We start from the raw sequence: 19,223 nt of genomic DNA, 5'->3' as shown, positions 1-19,223 counted from the left end.
GCATGCAAATATAATAATTAATCCCGGATTTCGCCCATCAGATCGTGAGAATCATCCATCTCGCCGAGTGCGACGCGGCAGATGGTGTTGACCCGGGCGGCGTCGTAGGGGGCCTTCACGCGGCGGTAATTGCCCGTGAAACCGAACATCATGCCGCCGCGGCGCGTGCTTTCGAAGAGCACCGTGTCCTCCGACCCGACGGCCCGGGCGCAGAAGTCGGCATGCAGCCGCCCGCAGAGCGCTTCCAGTTCGGCGACGCGCCGCGTGGCGACCGAGGGCTGCACCTTTCCGGGCAGGTCGACGGCCGGAGTTCCGGGACGCTCCGAGAAGGGGAAGATGTGCAGAAAGGCGGGTTCCAGCCCGGCGAGGAAGTCGTACGTCGCGCGGAAATCGGCCTCGGTCTCGCCGGGGAAGCCGACGATGACGTCGATGCCGATGAAGGCGTCGGGCATCCACCGCCGCACGGCGGCGATGCGCTCGGCGAAGCGGGCCGTAGTGTAGCGGCGGCGCATGAGGCCCAGGATGCGGTCCGAACCGCTTTGGAGCGGGATGTGGAAGTGGTGCATCATCTTGGGCTCGCGGGCGCAGAACTCGATGATCTCGTCGGTCAGCAGGTTCGGCTCGATGGAGGAGATGCGGAAGCGCTCGATCCCCTCGACCCGGACCAGCGCCCGCAGCAGGTCGATGAAGCGTTCGCCGGTCGAGCGGCCGAAGTCGCCCGTATTGACGCCCGTGAGGACGATCTCGCGCTGTCCGGCCGCGGCAATCTGACGGGCTTCGGCCACCAGATCGGCGATCGGCATGTTGCGGCTCGCACCGCGGGCGTAGTGGATCGTGCAGTAGGAGCAGCAGTAGTCGCAGCCGTCCTGGACTTTGAGGAAGGCGCGCGTGCGGTCGCCGCTCGAAAAGGCTGCGAAGAACGACGTCAGCGAATCCGTGTCGCAGCTGTACACCTGCGCCCGGCCCTTGCCCGTGAGTTCAACCACCCGTTTATATAACTCTCCCTTATCGTTGTTGCTCAACACGATGTCGACCCCCTCGATGGCGGCGATCTCCTGCGGTTTCAACTGCGCGTAGCACCCCGTCACGGCGATGATCGCCTGCGGATTGCGACGGTGCAGCCTGCGGATCAGGTTGCGGCACTTCTTGTCGGCGTGCTCCGTCACCGAGCAGCTGTTGATCACGCAGATGTCCGCCTCGGCCGTGGGCGGCACCCGCACGAAGCCGCCCCGCTCGAACTCCCGGGCCAGCGTCGACGACTCCGAAAAATTGAGCTTGCAGCCCAACGTATGGAAATTGACTCTTCGCGGTTGCATGAATTCCTTACTTTTTACGGCACGAAATTACGAAAACTGTGCGAAAGGAGGAGGCTTTTCCGATAAAAAAGCGTAAATTTGCACGCAATACGGACCAGGCATGGAATTTTTCAGCGACGTCTTCCAATACGGCTATCTCTCGAACGCACTGGCCGCCTGCGTGCTTTCGGGCATCGCATGCGGAGTGATCGGCACATACGTCGTCTGCCGCCGCATGGTCTTCCTCGCCGGCGGCATCACCCACGCCTCGTTCGGCGGCCTCGGCATCGCCTTCTGGGCCGGCACGAACCCCATTGCCGGCGCCATGCTCTTCGCCGTGCTCTCGGCCCTCGGCATCGAGTGGGCCGGCAGCCGCGGACACATCCGCGAAGACTCCGCCATCGGCATCATCTGGTCCGTGGGCATGGCCGTCGGGGCCCTCTTCATGAGCCTGCGACCCGGATACACCTCCGGCGACCTCTCGGCCTACCTCTTCGGCAGCATCATCACCGTCACCGGCGGCGACGTCGCGGCGCTGGCCCTCCTCACCGGCGTGATCCTCGTCGGCACGCTGCTCTGGCTCCGTCCGGTGATGTACGTCGCCTTCGACCGCGACTTCGCCCGCTCGCGCAACATCCCCACCCGCGTGATCTCCTACGTGATGTCGGCCCTGGTGGCCGTGACGATCGTCCTCTCGATCCGCATCATGGGCATCGTGCTGCTCATCTCGCTGCTGACCATGCCCGCGGTCATCGTCAACAGCCTCTCGCGGTCGTACCGGACGCTGGCCCTCGCGGCGCCGGCCGTGGCCGTCGCGGGGAACATCGCGGGACTCATTGTCAGCTACCACCTCGACGTCCCGCCCGGCGCCGCCATAATATTTACGCTCACCCTTGCGCTCATAACGGTAAAACTCGTATCTTTGCCGAACAAAAAATCGCATACACGGCATGAAGACCATCCATAAACTCGTCCTGAAGGCCTACCTCGGACCCATGGTCCTCACCTTCTTCATCGTCATGTTCGTGCTGATGATGAACTTCGTGTGGCGCTACATCGACGAACTCGTGGGCAAGGGACTCAGCGCCGGGATCATCATCGAGCTGATGTCCTACGCCATGGCCAACATGATCCCGATGGGGCTGCCGCTGGCGATGCTGCTGGCCGCGATCATGACGATGGGCAATCTGGGCGAAAACTACGAACTGCTGGCCATGAAGTCGGCCGGAATGTCGCTGCTCAAAATCACCAAACCGCTGATCATCGTCGTGGGGTTCATCGCCGTGGGGAGCTTCTTCATCTCGAACAACCTGGTGCCGTACTCCAACAAGAAGATGTTCAGCATCATCTACGACATCCGCCAGCAGAAACAGAGCCTCGAATTCCAGGACGGACTCTTCTTCAACGGCATCGACAACATGTCGATCCGCGTGGGACACCAGGATCCCGAGACGCACCTGCTGACCGACGTGCTGATCTACGACAACCGCGCCACGAACGGCAACATGAACACCATCGTGGCCGATTCGGGCTACATCCGCCTCTCGGACGACAAGAAATACCTGCTCGTGACGCTCTACCACGGCGAAACCTACGAGCAGACCCGCAACAGCCAGTGGTACAACAAGAGCGCCCTGCGCCACCACACCTTCGAACTGCAAAAGCAGGTCATCCCGATGGACGGCTTCGCCATGGGACGCAGCGACGCCGACATGTTCTCGAACTCCCAGACGAAGAACATCAACGAGTTGCAGCACGACATCGACTCGCTGGAAATCAAGGTCAACGCCGCGACGACGAACTCCTACGAGCCGCTGCTCAAAGAACAGATCTTCGCCCGGGACAACAGCGTCCTGCCGCAGCCCGACAGCCTGCGCGTGGACAAGAGCGGCTTCCGCAACCTGCTGGCCACGGATTCGATCTCGGGGCTCCCGACCCGCGAAAAGGAGCGGATCTGGGACCAGGCCCGCACGCTGGCCAAGAACTCGCGCAACATGTTCGCCTTCGACGAATCCTCGGCCAAAGAGGCGCTGAATCAGCTCTACCGCTCGAAGATCGAGTGGCACCGCAAGATCTCGCTGCCGGTCTCGATCCTGATCTTCTTCCTGATCGGGGCGCCGCTCGGAGCGATCATCCGCCGCGGCGGTCTGGGGCTTCCGGTGGTGATCTCGGTGGTCTTCTTCGTCTTCTACTACGTCATCAGCCTCACCGGCGAGAAGATGGCCAAGGAGGGGAGCTGGAATGCCTTCTACGGCATGTGGATCTCGTCGTTCATCCTCACGCCCATCGCCGTCTACCTCACCTACAAGGCGACGAACGACTCGGCGCTGCTCGACACGGACTGGTATGCCGGAAGGATCAAGGCCCTGAAAGAGCGGCTCGGGAAATGGACGGGCCGGCTGTTCGAAAAACGGAAAAAGAAAAAAACGATAAAAACCAAACGGAATGGCAAAAGAGACGGTACTGAATAGCGTGGAGGAGGTCATCGAGGACTTCCGCAACGGCAAGATCGTGATCGTGGTCGACGACGAAGACCGCGAAAACGAAGGCGACTTCATCGTCGCGGCGGAGAAAATAACCCCCGAGATCGTCAACTTCATGCTCAAAGAGGGACGCGGCGTGCTCTGCGCACCGCTCTCGGAGAAACGCTGCGAGGAGCTGGGCCTCAACATGATGGAGGAGAACAACACGTCGCTGCTGGGGACTCCGTTCACGGTGACGGTCGACCTGCTGGGCCACGACTGCACCACGGGAGTGTCGATCCACGACCGTGCGGCGACGATCCGCGCGCTGGCCGACCCCGCGACGAAGCCCACCGATCTGGGACGCCCGGGGCACATCAACCCGCTGCGGGCCCGCGAGAAGGGGGTGCTGCGCCGTCCGGGGCACACCGAGGCGGCCGTCGACCTGGCCCGTCTGGCCGGCTTGCAGCCCGCCGGCGCACTGATCGAGATCATGAACGAGGACGGCACGATGGCCCGCCTTCCGCAACTCGTCGAGAAAGCCCGGAAATTCGGGCTGAAAATCATTTCGATCGCCTCGCTGATCGCCTACCGGCTGCGCGAGGAGTCGCTCATCGAGAAGGGCGTGACGGTGCCGCTGCCCACGGCATGGGGCGACTTCCGGATCACGCCGTTCCGTCAGAAATCCAACGGCGTGGAGCACGTGGCGCTCACGAAAGGGGAGTGGTCGGAGGATGAACCCGTACTGGTGCGCGTACACTCGTCGTGCGCCACGGGCGACATCTTCGGATCGTACCGCTGCGACTGCGGCGAGCAGCTCCACCGCGCCATGCAGATGATCGACCGGGAGGGCAAGGGCGCCATCGTCTACCTGAATCAGGAGGGGCGCGGCATCGGGCTCTGCAACAAGATCCACGCCTACAAGTTGCAGGACGAGGGTCTCGACACGGTGGATGCCAACCTCAAACTGGGCTTCAAGGCCGACGAACGCGACTACGGCGTGGGTGCGAGCATCATCCGCGAGCTGGGGATCCGCCACATGCGGCTGATGACGAACAACCCGCTCAAACGGGCCGGATTGGAGGGCTACGGGCTCTGCATCGACGAGATCGTGCCGATTGTGATCGCCCCGAACCCCTACAACGAGCACTATCTGGAAACCAAGCAGGAGCGCATGCACCACACGCTGGGACTGAAAAAATAGAGACCGCAAAGGCGAGGCCGCCGGAAGGGAGCGGGTGCAAAAAGAAGAAGACCCGGGTCCGGAATCGCCGGCGGAACCTCCGCGTTTCAATATCGGGAAAAGGGATGGAACAGGCAAAAAATCTCCGCATCGTCTTCATGGGCACGCCCGAGTTCGCCGTGCCGTCGTTGCGGGCGCTGGTCGCCGGGGGCTACCAGGTCGTCGGGGTCGTCACGGCACCCGACAAACCCGCGGGCCGCGGGCAGCGGATGCACGAGAGCGACGTGAAGATCGCCGCCCGGGAGCTGGGGCTTCCGATTCTGCAACCCGTCAAGCTCCGCGACCCGGAATTCGTCGAGACGCTGCGGGCGTGGCAGCCCGACCTGGGGATCGTGATCGCCTTCCGGATGCTGCCGGAGGTGGTCTGGGCGATGCCGCGGCTGGGGACGTTCAACCTCCACGCCTCGCTGCTGCCCCAGTACCGGGGTGCGGCGCCGATCAACTGGGCGATCATCAACGGCGAGACCGAAACGGGCGTCACGACCTTCCTGCTGAACCACGAAATCGACAAGGGAGCCATCATCGGGCAGATCCGCGTGCCGATCGGTGCGGAGGATACGATCGGCACGATGTACGAACGGCTCATGGAGGTCGGCACGGGGCTGGTCCTCGACACCGTGGAGCGGATTGCCGCCGGGAAGATCGAACCGATCGAACAGCAGGGAATCGACGAATCGGCCTTGCGCCCGGCGCCGAAGATCTTCAAGGAGGATTGCCGCATCGACTGGCGGTGGAACGGCAAGCGGATCGTGGATTTCATCCGCGGGCTGTCGCCCTATCCGGCGGCATGGACGGCCATGTACCGCGCCGGAGCAGATGAGGAGCAGACGGCGAAGATCTATGCGGCACGGTTCGAGGAGGCCGCACACGAAGAGGCGGCTTGCGGCACGGTGGAGAGCGACGGACGGACCTTCATCCGGGTGGCATGCGCCGACGGATGGATTCGTCTCGGGGAGTTGCAGATTGCCGGAAAGAAGCGTCTTGCGGTCCGCGAGTTGCTGCTGGGCTGGCGCGACGTGCTGCAATACCGGTTCAGGGAACCTTGACACAATCCTACAATCGAACACCTATAAACCGGATCCACTTAAATATCTAAAATGATATTTTCCATATACTCGCCGAAAAAAATATCTGAATATTTCATAAAATCGGGTCAATACAGAGTCACGATTTATATTGCATTAGTAATTGCATTTTATCTATCGTTATCTGTCATGGACTCCATCTGGGAGTTCAAGGGATTGCATGAATTCAGGTCCTACATTCACCGTCTGGCCGATGCCATGTTCTTTGCCCTCCCGGCTTGGGGGTTAAGACGGAAAAAGTGGCTTTTCCCCTATATCTGCGTTGTAACACTCTATCTGCTTGCTAACGTATGGTATTATCGTAACTACGGAACGATTATGCCCTTAACATCGTTTCTGTTGGTTCAGAACCTTTCAACAATCGGGAGCAGTGTACTGTTCTCGCTTCGTTGGATTGATCTTCTATTGGTTCTACCTCCATTTGTTTTCATGATTGGATACCGTTATAACCAGATCATACAAAGAAAAAAACATCGGGGGGGGGAGTTGTTCAAGAAGCAAAATCTTGCGGCTGTACTTTGCCTGATTACCCTTTCGATCATTATCGGACAAAACTATGTTTTTGCCCGATGTTATGCAGTCCATCAGCATCCTATCTACCGCTATAAAACAGAGCCGATGGTTGGCATGCGGGAATACGGAATAGTCAATTTCTGGATCTCGCAATTTACCTTGCTTAAAGGTTGTACAAAAGAGGAAATCGAAGATGCAGGCCGATTCATCGAAATATCAAAGCAACGTCGGGCCGACACTCAACTTGTTACCTCTCACAACAAAAATCTGATCATCATACTGACGGAATCCTTATGTGCATGGCCGATCAATCTGACCATAGACGGGACAGAAGTCACTCCATATCTCAATTCTTTGACTCGTGATACAAGCGTGCTTTCTTTCATGAAAGTCCTGCCACAAATCAAGGATGGAAGATCGTCCGATGCTCAATTGCTTATAAATACAGGGTTACTTCCTCTTATCTCGGGAGCTACCTCGGTAATCTATGGCAGTTCAAATACCTATCCATCATTACCAAAAGCCTTGAAAAAAAAGGGATATGTCTCCATCATACTGACTTGCGACAATAAAACAGTATGGAATCAGGAAGCTGCCGCCAGAAATTATGGATTCGACCGTTTCTATGAGCGGATGGACAATGGTCACATGCGCCCTGAATCGGACCATTATCTCTTTACAAACAGCCTTCCGATCCTCCAGAAATTACATCAACCATTCTATGCACAACTCGTCACCTTCTCGGGTCATGATCCTATAGAAACCGAATTCGAAAGTTCACTCCGGCAGGCTGATATTCCGAATCGGAAGGTCATGAATTATCTGATTATTACACAATATGTCGACCATTGTATCCAAGAGTTCATTACCTCTCTTCGGGACGCCGGACTATATGACAACAGCATTATCGTCATTGTCGGAGATCATGATTCAATCATCTCCCGGAATTTGTACGAAGGTCGTCCGGAACGCTCTTTGGAGGATCGCTTCATTCCGTTGTTCATTCTCAATGCTCCGTTGAAAGCGGAAACCGACAAGGTTATCGCTCAAAGTGACATCTATCCGAGCCTGTTGGATCTGATGGGATTGGCTGACTACCCATTCCCCGGTCTGGGAGAAAGCGTTTTCAGAAACTCGTGCAACTGTGCCGTAAACTGGGATGGAAAATGGGTTGGAGATAATACCGACGATTCCGTACGGCAGGCCCGCTTTGAGATGTGGCGCATTTCGGATATTCTCCTCCGTTCAAATTTTTTCGAAGGGAAAGAGTTCTGACCGACACACCGAGAAACTCTAATTTCATTTTGAAAAAGAGAAGGCCCGTCGTCGGGACCTTCTCTTTTATGCGTATATCCGCCAGAATCAATATGTAACAGCGAAACGTCAGAATGCCGATATCTCCGTTTTCGCAATTTACCGCACCTTGCGGATAATCTCGCCGCCGTGGCGGATGGCCTCTTCGTTGGCCGGGAGCATCTTCCACGCACGTTCGGGAAGCGACTTTTTCAACCCGACCATCACGTTCTCCATCTCAACCACCGGGCAGACCTTCAGGTAGCCGCCCAGAATCATCGTGTTGAACAACTTCGCCTGACCCATCTTCGCACACTCGGCCGTGGCATCGATCGAATAGACCGAAATGTCCGTGCGGACCGGATGGCGCGAAATCCCGTTCGTATCGTAGATCAGCACGCCGCCCGGCTTGACCATCGGCTCGAACTTCTCCATCGACTGCTGGTTCAGAATGATCGCCGTGTCGTACTCGTGCGCAATCGGCGAGGAGATCTTCCGGTCGGAGAGAATCACCGTCACGTTGGCCGTGCCGCCGCGCATCTCCGGGCCGTAGGAGGGCATCCACGTCACCTCGAAGTCCTGCATCACGCCCGAATAGGCCAGAATCTTGCCCATCGAGAGGACGCCCTGTCCTCCGAATCCTGCTATGATCAATGTCTCTTTCATCGCTTTACTCCTTTTTTACGTCCTTGATATCGCCCAGCGGATAGTAGGGCAGCATGTTCTCCTCCAACCAACGGTTCGAATCCACCGGCGAGAGCTTCCAGCCGCTGTTGCACGTCGACACGACCTCCACCAGCGAGAAGCCGTTCCCGGCCATCGCGTTCTCGAACGCCTTGCGGATCGCACGCTTGCACTTGCGCACGTTCGCCGCCGTGTGGACGCTCTGCCGCGTGATGTAGGTCGCACCGTCCAGATGCGCCATCATCTCCGCGATCTTGTACGGATAGCCGTTCAGACGCGGGTCGCGGCCGTAGGGCGTCGTCGAGGTCTTCATCCCGAGCAACGTCGTCGGGGCCATCTGTCCCCCCGTCATGCCGTAGATTGCGTTGTTGATGTAGATCGCAACGACGTTCTCGCCGCGCGCCGCCGCATGGATCGACTCCGCCGTACCGATCGCCGACAGGTCGCCGTCGCCCTGGTACGTGAAGACCATGTTCCCCGGCCACAGCCGCTTCACGGCCGAGGCAATGGCCAGCGCGCGTCCGTGCGCCGCCTCGATCCAGTCGATGTCGATGTAGTTGTAGGCGAAGACCGAGCAGCCAACGGGCGAAACGCCCACCGTGCGATCTTCGAGACCCATCTCCTCGATGACCTCGGCGATGAGTTTGTGCACCGTGCCGTGGCTGCAACCCGGGCAGTAGTGCATGACGTTATCGGTAATGAGTTTCGGTTTCGCGTAAACCAGATTCTCCTGTTTGATTTCAACCTCTGCCATCGTAGTCTACTTTTTAATCAGTTTTTCCTTCAAGGCTGCGAGCACCTCGTCGGGGTTGAACAACATGCCGCCCTGGCGCCCGTAGTGCTCCACGGGGGCCTTTCCGTTGACGGCCAGACGCACGTCCTCGACCATCTGTCCGGCGTTCAGCTCCGCCGAGAGGAAGCCCTTCACGCCGCGTGCGGCCAGTTCGGCGATCTGTCGGGTCGGGAACGGGTAGAGCGTGATCGGGCGCAGCAGGCCCACTTTCAGACCTTCGGCGCGCGCCATCTCGACCGTCGCCGAACAGATCCGCGCCGACGACCCGAAGGCCACGATCACATAATCCGCATCGTCGCATTCGATGGCTTCGTAGCGCACTTCGTTCTCTTCGAGCGCCTTGTATTTCTCCTGCAAGCGGATGTTGATGATCTCCATCTTCTCGGACTGCAATTCCAGCGACGTGACGACGTTGCGTTCGCGGTCGGCCGGTTTCCCGCAGGTCGCCCACGAGCGGCATTCGGCCTTGATCTCCTCGTCGGTGCGGCGCGGACGCTGCGGCGCCAGCACCACCTTCTCCATCATCTGGCCGATGGCGCCGTCGGCGAGGATCATCGCCGGATTGCGGTACTTGAAGGCCAGATCGAAGGCCTCGGCCACGTGGTCGTGCATCTCCTGCACGGAGTTCGGGGCGAAGACGATCAGGTGGTAGTCACCGTGGCCGCCGCCCTTCACGGCCTGGAAATAGTCGCCCTGCGAGGGTTGGATCGTACCCAGACCCGGGCCGCCGCGCTGGCAGTTGATCACCAGGCAGGGAAGCTCCGCGCCGGCCAGATAGCTCAAACCCTCGGCCATGAGCGAGATGCCGGGGCTCGACGACGAGGTCATGACCCGTTTTCCGGTCGCTGCACCGCCGTAGACCATGTTGATCGAAGAAATTTCCGACTCGGCCTGCAGGACGACCATGCCGGTCGTCTCCCACGGTTTGAGTTCCATGAGCGTCTCCATGACCTCCGACTGCGGGGTGATGGGGTAGCCGAAATATCCGTCGCAACCGTAGCGGATCGCCGCATGGGCGATCACCTCGTTGCCTTTCATGAGTTTTACTTCCTTCTCTGCCATCGCTTATTCGAATTTTTGACGATAAACCGTGATGACGCTGTCGGGACAGATCACCGCACACGAAGCGCAGCCCGTGCAGGCATCGGGATTTGCCATCCGGGCCACGGGATAGCCCTTGCCGTTGACCTCTGCCGAGAGGGCGAGTACGTCGCACGGACATACCGAGACACAGACGCCGCACCCTTTGCAGCGCTCCCTGTCGACGACGATAGTTCCTTTGATCTTTGCCATAATAACGCCAATAGTATTGTTAAGTTGCTTACAAATATACGAATTTTTCCCGGCCCCGATTTATTTTCGTTATAAAATATCACCGTTTCATGATAAAATATTGGTCCGGAGCGCATCACACGGATTCCGGAGCGCTCTTTTCCTGATCGGGCTGCTTGGGATCGGGGCCGTAGCGGTTCTCCCCGGGCGTCCCGGGCAGGCAGAACCACACCAGAAAGACGATCTCCCAGATGAAGAAGAGCACGCAGCCGCCGCACAGCACGATGAGAAACCACGCGGATGCGTCCCGACCTCCGGCAAAGGCCGACAGTCCCGAAAGCACCAGAGCGGCCACTGCCCAGACCAGCAGGGCGAGATAATTCCAGAGGAGCCATTTGGAGGTGCGGCCCGTGTCGTGCAGGCGGCGTGCCGAGACCGCGAGCTGGGGCAGGAACAGGAACAGCGCCACCAGCAGATAGAACACCCCGTAGGGCGTATTGAAGCAGACCACGTCCAGCGCCATGGCCACGATCAACAGCAGGCACGAAAAGAGGATAAAGTACCAGAATTCCGTCCGACGGGCACGCCCCGAGAAATTCACATAGTTGCGGATGCATTTGAAAAACCACTTCATACGGCACGGTTTTCAGGGATTTTCCGATCTGCGGGCCAAACAAAAGCCAGAACAAAGTCCCGGCAAGGGGCGGCCCGCGACAATTTTCCTCCGGAACGCTCCGGTCCGGCTGCGTAAAGATACGAAAAATCCCGGAACCTACGCCCCGAAGCGAACAAAAACAAGACGGTCCGGAGGATTTTCCGGACCGTCTTCATTCCATCGGCTGCGGCTACTTCTCCTCGGCGAAGGAGTGGATCACCACGCCCGAACGCAGTTTCGGCTCGAACCACGTCGTCTTCGGAGGCATGATGTTGCCCGTATCGGCGATGTTGATCAGCTGCTGCATCGAGACGGGGTAGAGCGCGAAAGCCACCTTCATCTCGCCGCTGTCGACGCGGCGTTTCAGCTCGCCCAGACCGCGGATGCCGCCCACGAAGTCGATCCGCTTCGAGGTGCGCAGGTCCTCGATGCCGAGGATCCGGTCCAGCACGAGGTTCGAGAGCACCGTGACGTCCAGCACCCCGATCGGATCGTTGTCGTCGTAGGTCCCGGGCTTGGCCGTCAGGCTCCACCAGCGGCCGTCGAGGTACATCGAGAAGTTGTGCAGGCCTGTCGGACGATACTCCTCCGTGCCCTTGTCCCCGACCTCGAACGACTCTTTGAGCCGCTCGACCAGCTCCGCCGGGGTCAGGCCGTTCAGGTCCTTCACCACGCGGTTGTAGTCGATGATCCGCAGCTGGTTGGCCGGGAACGTCACGGCCAGGAAGTAGCAGTACTCCTCCTCGCCCGTGTGGTTCGGGTTCTCCGCCTTGCACTCGGCGCCCACACGCGCGGCGGCAGCCGTGCGATGGTGACCGTCAGCAACGTACAGCGCCGGAATCTTCGAAAAGATCTCCGTGATGCGGTCGTTGGTCTTCCGGTCGCGGATCACCCACAGCTTGTGCCCGAATCCGTCGGACGCCGTGAAGTCGTACTCCGGGGCGTTGTTCGCCACGATGTCATTGACGATGGCGTCGATCTCGGCGTTGTCCGGGTAGGCGAAGAAGACCGGTTCGATGTTGGCCTGCTGGTTGCGCACGTGGATCATGCGGTCCTCCTCCTTGTCGGGGCGCGTGAGCTCGTGCTTCTTGATCGCTCCCGAGAGGTAGTCCTCGAAGTGGCAGCACATGGCCAGTCCGTACTGCGTGCGGCCCTCCATCGTCTGCGCATAGATGTAGTAATACTCCTCGGGATCCTGCTGCAACCAGCCCTCCCGCTGCCACTTGCGGAAATTCTCCACCGCCTTCTCGTAGACGGGTTGCGAATGCTCGTCGGCAATGGGGTCGAAGTCGATCTCGGGTTTGATGATGTGCAGCAGCGAACGCTCCGTGGCTTCGGCCTTCGCCTCCGCGGAGTTCAGTACATCGTAGGGACGCGACGCCACCTCGGCCGCATGCTCCTTCGGCGGACGCACCGCACGGAATGGTTTGATTCGTACCATAGTCTTTCGGTTGTTTTCGATTATTGGTTGGTTGGTTCACTCGTTCCATCGAAAAAGGCGGGCCCGTTCACACCGCACCCGCCTTCTCCGCTCGTCCGGTCCTTCCTATTTGTTGACCTGGAATTTCCGGTTTCCGTTTTTCAGGAAGTCGACGATCTGACGGGCGGCGGCCAGGCCGGCGTTGATGTTCGCCTCGGCGGTCTCGGCGCCCATCTTCTTCGGCGTGGCGAAGACCCGCTTGCCGAATTTCTCGTCCAGCTCGGACTGATTCCCGGCCGCGATGTCGGTGATGTATTTCAGATCCTCGCGTTCGGTCAGCGCACGCAGCACCCCGGCCTCGTCGATCACCTCCTTGCGGGCGGTGTTGACCAGCGTGGCGCCCTTGGGCATCGACATCAGCAGGTCATAGCCGATCGAGCCGACGGTCTGCGGCGTGGCGGGAATGTGCAGCGAGAGGAAGTCGGAACGCTTGTAGAGCTCCTCGACCGACGCAACCGGCTCCACACCGTCGGCCGCGAAGACCTCCGGGTCGGTGATAAACGGATCGTAGGCCACGACATTCATGCCCAGCGCCTTGCCCTTGCGGCCGACCAGCTTGCCGACGTTGCCGTAGGCGTGGATCCCGAGCGTCTTGCCCTGGATCTCCGAGCCCGTGCCGGGCGTAAAGCGGTTGCGCGACATGTAGATCATCATGGCGATGGCCAGTTCGGCCACGGCGTTGGAGTTCTGGCCCGGGGTGTTCATCACCACGATGCCGCGCTCCGTGGCGGCCGCGAGGTCCACGTTGTCGTAGCCCGCGCCGGCCCGCACCACGATGCGGAGGTTCTTCGCCGCGGCGATCACCTCGGCGGTGATCTTGTCACTGCGGATAATGATGCCGTCGGCATCGGCCACGGCTTCGAGCAGCTGCCCCTTGTCGGTGTATTTTTCGAGGAGCGCCAGTTCGCAGCCGGCCCCTTCGATGATTTCACGGATTCCGTCGACCGCCTTCCTGGCAAAAGGCTTCTCCGTTGCTACCAATATTTTCATGGGTTTCAATATTTCGGTGTTCAACACTTCTTGGATGTCCCAGGCCTTCACCTCACCGGTGAGAGTGTCGTAACCGGTCGGGACGCGCGTAACGAGCGGCATGGGGTCCGGCTATTTGGCGTGCTTGGCGGCGAACTCCTGCATGCACTCCACCAGTACGCGGACGCTCTCGATCGGCAGGGCGTTGTAGCACGAGGCGCGGAAACCGCCCACCAGACGGTGACCCTTGATGCCGACGATGTCGCGGCTCTTGGCGAACTCCATGAACTCCGGAGCCAGATCCTCGTAACCCTCCTGCATGACGAAGCAGATGTTCATCAGCGAGCGGTCCTCCTTCTCGACCGTGCCGCGGAACAACGGGTTGCGGTCGATCTCGTCGTAGAGCAGGGCGGCCTTCTCCCGGTTGCGGCGGTAGATCTCCGGCACGCCGCCGATGGATTTCAGCCAGCGCAGCGTCTCCATCAACACGTAGATCGGGAAGACGGGAGGCGTGTTGAACATCGAGTTGTTCTCGACGTGCGTGCGGTAGGACATCATCGTCGGCAGGTCGCGCACGATGCGGTCGAGCATGTCCTCGCGGATGATGCCGAAGGCGACGCCCGCCGGAGCGAGGTTCTTCTGCGCACCGCCGTAGATCATGGCGTATTTCGTCACGTCGACCGGACGCGACAGGATGTCCGACGACATGTCGGCGATCAGCGGCACCGGCGAGGTGAGATCCTCATGGTACTCCGTGCCGTAGATCGTATTGTTCGAGGTGATGTGCACATAGTCCAGATCCTCGGGGATGGCGAATCCCTTGGGGATGTAGGTGAAGTTGCGGTCTTCGGAGGAGGCCAGCACCTCGACCTCACCGTAGCGTTTGGCCTCCTTGATGGCCTTCTTCGACCAGACGCCCGTATTCACATAACCGGCCTTCCGACCCAGGAAGTTGGCCGGAATCTGATAAAAATAGGTACTGGCTCCGCCGCCCAGATAGATGATCTTGTAGTTGTCGGGGATGTGGAGCAGTTCGCGGAAAAGCGCGTCGGCCTCGGCCATCACGGCGTCGAAATCCTTGGTACGGTGCGAGATCGAAAGCAGCGAAAGTCCCGATCCGTTGAAGTCGAGAACGGCCTGAGCCGCCTTTTCGATCACTTCATCCGCCAGAATCGACGGGCCCGCATTGAAATTGTGCTTTTTCATAGTAATTCGTTATGTGATTTGAGTGTCCGATCCGAAACTGTTAGTTTGCTAACACAAATATAAATAAAAAATTTTTATAAACGCAAAGATAGCCAAATAAATTTCATTCCGGAAGAAGAATCGACACCTTTTTGATTTGTTTTTACTACTTTTGTGTCCGAATTCAAAGTGTTCCTGAACCATGATCAAATCCATGACGGGCTTCGGAAAGGGCGAAGCCGCACTCCGGAATAAAAAGATCACCGTAGAGATCCGCTCGCTGAACTCCAAGCAGTTGGACCTCTCGCTGCGGCTGCCGGCCATCTACCGGGCCTCGGAATCCGAACTCCGCGCGCTGGTGACGCGCCTGCTCCAACGGGGCAAGGTCGACGTCTCGGTCGGCGTGGAGTCGCAGGTCACGGAGACTTCGGCGCGCATCAACCGCGAAGTCTTCGCCGCCTATGCCGCCCAGCTGCGGGAGGCCGCCCGGGCCGCAGGGCTCGACCCCGGCACCCCGGAGTGGGATGCCGCAGCGCTCCAAACGCTCATGCGCCTGCCGGACGTCGTATCCACCGAGAGCGAGACGATCTCCGACGAGGAGCACGCCGCGCTGCTCGCCGCCACGGAGGCCGCCGCCGCACAGCTCGATGCCTTCCGCACACAGGAGGGCGCCACGCTGATCGCCGACCTGCTGCGGCGCGTCGACCTGATCGAACAGTATAAAAACGAGGTCGTTCCCTTCGAGCAGGCCCGTACGGAGACCATCCGTGCGCGGATTCTGGACAACATCGCCAAACTCGGCGTCGAGGTCGACCGCAACCGGCTCGAACAGGAGATGATCTTCTACCTCGAAAAGCTGGACATCACCGAGGAGAAGGTGCGCCTGACGAACCACTGCCGCTACTTCCGCGAGGTGGCCGCCGAAGAGGAGGGCGTGGGCCGCAAGCTGGGATTCATCGCCCAGGAGATGGGCCGCGAGATCAACACCCTGGGATCGAAGGCCAACGAGACGAACATGCAGATCCTCGTCGTGAAGATGAAGGACGAACTGGAAAAGATCAAGGAACAGGTACTCAACATTTTGTAAATCCCCGGAGGGCGGGGGAGGTTCCGCCGGGCACGGCCCGGACAAACCACAAGAAGAAAAAATGGGAAAAGTCATCATATTTTCGGCCCCGAGCGGTTCGGGGAAAACCACCATCGTCCGGGAGCTGCTGGCGCGTTACCCGCAGCTGGAATTCTCCATTTCGGCCACGAGCCGCGCACCGCGCGGAGCGGAGCGCGACGGCGTGGACTACTACTTCCTCTCGCAGGAGGAGTTCGCACAGGCCGCGGCCGAAGGGCGTTTCGTGGAGTGGGAGGAAGTCTACAAGGGCACCTGCTACGGCACGCTGCGCAGCGAGGTGGAGCGCATCTGGGCAAAGGGCCACGTGATCGTCTTCGACGTCGACGTGCTGGGAGGCATCAACCTCAAACGGATCTTCGGCGACGACGCCTGCTCGGTCTTCATCATGGCACCCTCGGTCGAGGAGCTGCGCCGCCGGCTCGTCTCGCGCGGCACGGATGCCCCGGAAGCCATCGAACGGCGCGTGGCCAAGGCGGAGTTCGAACTGACGAAGGCCCCGGAGTTCGACCACGTGGTGGTCAACGACCGGCTGGACGACGCCGTGGCCCGGGCCTGCGAAATCCTCGGACAATTCATCGCCCGGTAGCCGCATGAAACGCGAAATGCTCTATTTCGGGTCGTTCAACCCGATCCACAAGGGACACATCGCCCTGGCGGAGTATGTCCTCGACCGGGGTCTGTGCGACGAGGTGGCGCTGGTCGTCTCGCCCCGGAGCCCCTACAAGGAGGCCGGGGAGCTGGCTCCGGAACTGGACCGCTTCGAGATGGCCGAGATCGCCTGCCGCAACTCGAAACATCCGGAGCGAATCAAGCCGTCGGTCGTGGAATTCCTGTTACCAAAACCCTCATACACAATTGACACCCTTCGTTACTTACAGAAAAACTTCGGGTCGGAAATGGATTTTTCCATCCTGATGGGCGGCGACCAGATCGCCGGGCTCTCCGGTTGGAAGGAGTACGAAAAGGTGCTCGAATATCCGATCTACGTCTACCCGCGGCGCGGGCAGGCGACCGTCGGGTTCGAGGGGCGCATCACGGTGCTCGGCGACGCGCCGTTGCAGGACTTCGCCGCCACCGACATCCGCGCCTGCATCGCCCGCGGCGAGGACGTGAGCGCGATGCTTGATCCGGAGGTGTTCGAATACATTCGCAAAAAGGGGCTGTGGAGCCCCGCAACCCGCATCGCGGAGCTCACGGCCCGGATCGCCGCACGGCCCGGCGACGTGGAACTGCTCCTCGAACGCGGCAGGCTCCATTACCGCATGGGCGAGTGGGGCCCGGCGCTGAACGACTTCAACGCCGTGCTGCGCACCGACGCCGCGCATGTCGAGGCGCAGCAGTTCGCACAGATGGTGCAGGAGATTCTCGAATTCCGATACAAAGACATATACAATCCCTGAACATGACACGTTTGAAGATCGCCCTCATGGCGGGCGGCGATTCGCCCGAACGGGAAATCGCCCTGCAAAGCGCCGCACAGATCGAAGCGGCGCTCGATCACTCGAAATACGACATCACGGTCGTCGACCTCCACCACCGCGACTGGCACTGCACGACGCCCGACGGACGCCGCTGGCCGGTCGACCGCAACGACTTCTCGGTGACGATCGACGGCGAACACAAGATCTTCGACTATGCGCTGATCCTCATCCACGGCACGCCGGGCGAGGACGGGCGGCTGCAAGGCTATCTCGACATGATGGGCGTTCCCTACTCGTCGTGCTCGATGGTCTCGTCGGTCGTCACGTTCGACAAGATCACCACCAAGCGCACGCTGGCCGGACATGTGAACCTCGCCCGCGAACGCTTCCTGCGCCGCGGCGAGGCGTATGACACGGCGCAGATCGTCGCCGAACTGGGCCTTCCGCTCTTCGTGAAGCCCAACGCCAACGGCTCGTCGTTCGGCGTGACGAAGGTCCACAGGGCCGAAGAGCTGGACGACGCCATCGACACGGCTTTCGCCCAGGGCGACGAGATCCTCATCGAGGAGTGCATCTCGGGCCGCGAAATGGGATGCGGAATCCTCGTCACGCGCGAGAAGGAGTACGTCTTCCCGATCACGGAGATCGTCCCCCGGAACGACTTCTTCGACTACGAGGCCAAATACACCGCCGGGTGCTCCGAGGAGATCACCCCGGCGCAGATCCCCGACGAGGTGCGCCGGGAGCTGAACCGCATGACGCGCGAAGCCTACCGGCTGTGCCGATGCTCGGGTGTCGTCAGGGTCGACTTCATCGTAACCCCCGAAGGAAAACCCTACTTCATCGAGCTGAACTCGATCCCGGGCATGAGTGCCGGGAGCATCGTCCCGAAGCAGGCCCGCGAAATGGGCATATCGCTCGGCGAGCTCTATGACCTGATTATCGCCGACACCTGCCGCCAATGATCGAGATCGACGACAAAATCGTGAGCGCCGACCTGCTGCGCGAATGCTTCGCGTGCGACCTGGCGCAATGCAGGGGCATCTGCTGCGTGGAGGGCAACGCCGGGGCGCCGCTCGAAGCCGACGAAGTGGAGGTGCTCGAACGCGAATTCCCGAACTACCGCCCCTACATGACCGGCGAAGGCATCGAGGCCGTCGAGCGGCAGGGCTTCATGGTCGTGGACGAGGAGGGCGACCTCACCACGCCGCTGGTCAACGATGCCGAGTGCGCCTACACCTATCGGGAGAACGGCGTGACGCTCTGCGCCATCGAGAAGGCCTGGCAGGAGGGGAGGACGCCGTTCCGCAAGCCGATCTCGTGCCATCTCTATCCGATCCGCGTGATGCGTTTCTCGAACGGCACCGTGGGGCTCAACTACCACCGCTGGTCGGTCTGCGCCCCGGCCCGCAGGTGCGGCGCAAAGCTCGGAATCCCGGTCTACAAGGCGCTGCGCGAGCCGATCATCCGCCGCTTCGGCGAGGAGTTTTATAAAGCGCTCGAAGCCGCCGAAGCGTTGATCAAACAGTAAACAGAAACCCGAACCCGACAAAACACCCGACAACCGACAAAAGGATGAAAAAATACACGCTGACACTCGTTATGCTCGCTGCGGCCCTTGCGGCCGAAACCCGGGAGGTCCGGGCGGCCCGGCCGTCGCGGGCCCGACTCCAGGAACAGGCCGTCGAAGCGATGGCCGAAGCCGACTCGCTGCGCCGCCTCTCCGCGCTGCAAAGCGCCGAAATCG

General features: G+C 60.1%; 19 protein-coding genes. 10 read left to right on the top strand and 9 right to left on the bottom strand.

Annotated features, from left to right (window positions below):
- Positions 1-17 precede the first annotated feature (17 nt).
- On the bottom strand, positions 18-1,316 hold the full coding sequence (gene mtaB / locus B5G16_RS09370; protein WP_087263481.1) for a tRNA (N(6)-L-threonylcarbamoyladenosine(37)-C(2))-methylthiotransferase MtaB: 1,299 nt from the start codon (positions 1,314-1,316) through the stop codon (positions 18-20).
- 100 nt (positions 1,317-1,416) lie between these two features.
- On the opposite strand from mtaB, the gene B5G16_RS09365 reads away from it, so the two are divergent.
- From B5G16_RS09365 to B5G16_RS09345, 5 genes are all read left to right on the top strand, one after another.
- Complete coding sequence (locus tag B5G16_RS09365) at positions 1,417-2,262, top strand: metal ABC transporter permease (protein ID WP_087263480.1); 846 nt, start codon at positions 1,417-1,419, stop codon at positions 2,260-2,262.
- Complete coding sequence (locus tag B5G16_RS09360; protein ID WP_087263479.1) at positions 2,246-3,766, top strand: LptF/LptG family permease; 1,521 nt, start codon at positions 2,246-2,248, stop codon at positions 3,764-3,766. Before B5G16_RS09365 ends, B5G16_RS09360 begins: the two co-directional genes overlap by 17 nt.
- Positions 3,741-4,961, top strand: a complete 1,221-nt coding sequence (locus tag B5G16_RS09355; RefSeq protein WP_087263478.1) for a bifunctional 3,4-dihydroxy-2-butanone-4-phosphate synthase/GTP cyclohydrolase II — start codon at positions 3,741-3,743, stop codon at positions 4,959-4,961. Before B5G16_RS09360 ends, B5G16_RS09355 begins: the two co-directional genes overlap by 26 nt.
- Positions 4,962-5,065: 104 nt before the next feature.
- On the top strand, positions 5,066-6,046 hold the full coding sequence (gene fmt / locus B5G16_RS09350) for a methionyl-tRNA formyltransferase (RefSeq protein WP_087263477.1): 981 nt from the start codon (positions 5,066-5,068) through the stop codon (positions 6,044-6,046).
- A gap of 168 nt (positions 6,047-6,214) precedes the next feature.
- The gene (locus B5G16_RS09345) at positions 6,215-7,873 is read left to right on the top strand and encodes an LTA synthase family protein (protein ID WP_239406066.1); all 1,659 of its coding nucleotides are present in this window, start codon (positions 6,215-6,217) and stop codon (positions 7,871-7,873) included.
- A gap of 138 nt (positions 7,874-8,011) precedes the next feature.
- Here the strand turns inward: B5G16_RS09345 and B5G16_RS09340 are convergent, their stop codons facing one another.
- The 8 genes from B5G16_RS09340 to serC all read right to left on the bottom strand — a co-directional run bounded on the left by B5G16_RS09340 (position 8,012) and on the right by serC (position 14,950).
- Complete coding sequence (locus tag B5G16_RS09340; protein ID WP_087263475.1) at positions 8,012-8,557, bottom strand: 2-oxoacid:acceptor oxidoreductase family protein; 546 nt, start codon at positions 8,555-8,557, stop codon at positions 8,012-8,014.
- Between the two features lie 4 nt (positions 8,558-8,561).
- Positions 8,562-9,329 (bottom strand): thiamine pyrophosphate-dependent enzyme, encoded by a 768-nt coding sequence (locus tag B5G16_RS09335; protein ID WP_087263474.1) that lies wholly within the window; start codon positions 9,327-9,329, stop codon positions 8,562-8,564.
- A 6-nt stretch (positions 9,330-9,335) separates the two neighbouring features.
- The gene (locus B5G16_RS09330; protein WP_087263473.1) at positions 9,336-10,430 is read right to left on the bottom strand and encodes a 3-methyl-2-oxobutanoate dehydrogenase subunit VorB; all 1,095 of its coding nucleotides are present in this window, start codon (positions 10,428-10,430) and stop codon (positions 9,336-9,338) included.
- A gap of 3 nt (positions 10,431-10,433) precedes the next feature.
- Positions 10,434-10,661: a 4Fe-4S binding protein gene (locus B5G16_RS09325; protein ID WP_087263472.1), complete on the bottom strand. Its 228-nt coding sequence runs from the start codon at positions 10,659-10,661 to the stop codon at positions 10,434-10,436.
- Between the two features lie 115 nt (positions 10,662-10,776).
- On the bottom strand, positions 10,777-11,274 hold the full coding sequence (locus B5G16_RS09320; RefSeq protein ID WP_087263471.1) for a DUF805 domain-containing protein: 498 nt from the start codon (positions 11,272-11,274) through the stop codon (positions 10,777-10,779).
- A 211-nt stretch (positions 11,275-11,485) separates the two neighbouring features.
- Complete coding sequence (locus tag B5G16_RS09315; RefSeq protein WP_087263470.1) at positions 11,486-12,736, bottom strand: DUF1015 domain-containing protein; 1,251 nt, start codon at positions 12,734-12,736, stop codon at positions 11,486-11,488.
- Positions 12,737-12,841: 105 nt separating this feature from the next.
- Positions 12,842-13,765 (bottom strand): 3-phosphoglycerate dehydrogenase, encoded by a 924-nt coding sequence (locus tag B5G16_RS09310; protein ID WP_087263511.1) that lies wholly within the window; start codon positions 13,763-13,765, stop codon positions 12,842-12,844.
- Positions 13,766-13,876: 111 nt separating this feature from the next.
- Positions 13,877-14,950 carry a 3-phosphoserine/phosphohydroxythreonine transaminase gene (serC, locus tag B5G16_RS09305; protein WP_087263469.1) on the bottom strand — a complete coding sequence of 358 codons (1,074 nt, stop codon included), beginning with the start codon at positions 14,948-14,950 and terminating at the stop codon, positions 13,877-13,879.
- Positions 14,951-15,143: 193 nt separating this feature from the next.
- On the opposite strand from serC, the gene B5G16_RS09300 reads away from it, so the two are divergent.
- The 5 genes from B5G16_RS09300 (at position 15,144) to B5G16_RS09280 (ending at position 19,007) form a co-directional block, all read left to right on the top strand.
- Complete coding sequence (locus B5G16_RS09300) at positions 15,144-16,016, top strand: YicC/YloC family endoribonuclease (RefSeq protein ID WP_087263510.1); 873 nt, start codon at positions 15,144-15,146, stop codon at positions 16,014-16,016.
- A 61-nt stretch (positions 16,017-16,077) separates the two neighbouring features.
- Entirely contained in the window at positions 16,078-16,641 is a 564-nt protein-coding gene (gene gmk, locus B5G16_RS09295) for a guanylate kinase (protein WP_087263468.1), read from the top strand.
- A 4-nt stretch (positions 16,642-16,645) separates the two neighbouring features.
- Positions 16,646-17,455: a nicotinate-nicotinamide nucleotide adenylyltransferase gene (locus B5G16_RS09290; protein ID WP_087263467.1), complete on the top strand. Its 810-nt coding sequence runs from the start codon at positions 16,646-16,648 to the stop codon at positions 17,453-17,455.
- A gap of 2 nt (positions 17,456-17,457) precedes the next feature.
- Entirely contained in the window at positions 17,458-18,441 is a 984-nt protein-coding gene (locus B5G16_RS09285) for a D-alanine--D-alanine ligase (protein ID WP_087263466.1), read from the top strand.
- Positions 18,438-19,007 (top strand): DUF3109 family protein, encoded by a 570-nt coding sequence (locus tag B5G16_RS09280; protein ID WP_087263465.1) that lies wholly within the window; start codon positions 18,438-18,440, stop codon positions 19,005-19,007. The genes B5G16_RS09285 and B5G16_RS09280 overlap by 4 nt, the downstream gene beginning before the upstream one ends.
- The last annotated feature ends 216 nt before the right edge of the window (positions 19,008-19,223 follow it).

It is taken from the genome of Alistipes sp. An66 (genome assembly GCF_002161445.1).
Taxonomy (GTDB): Bacteria; Bacteroidota; Bacteroidia; order Bacteroidales; family Rikenellaceae; genus Alistipes; species Alistipes cottocaccae.
This window is presented reverse-complemented; position numbering and strand designations above follow the sequence as displayed.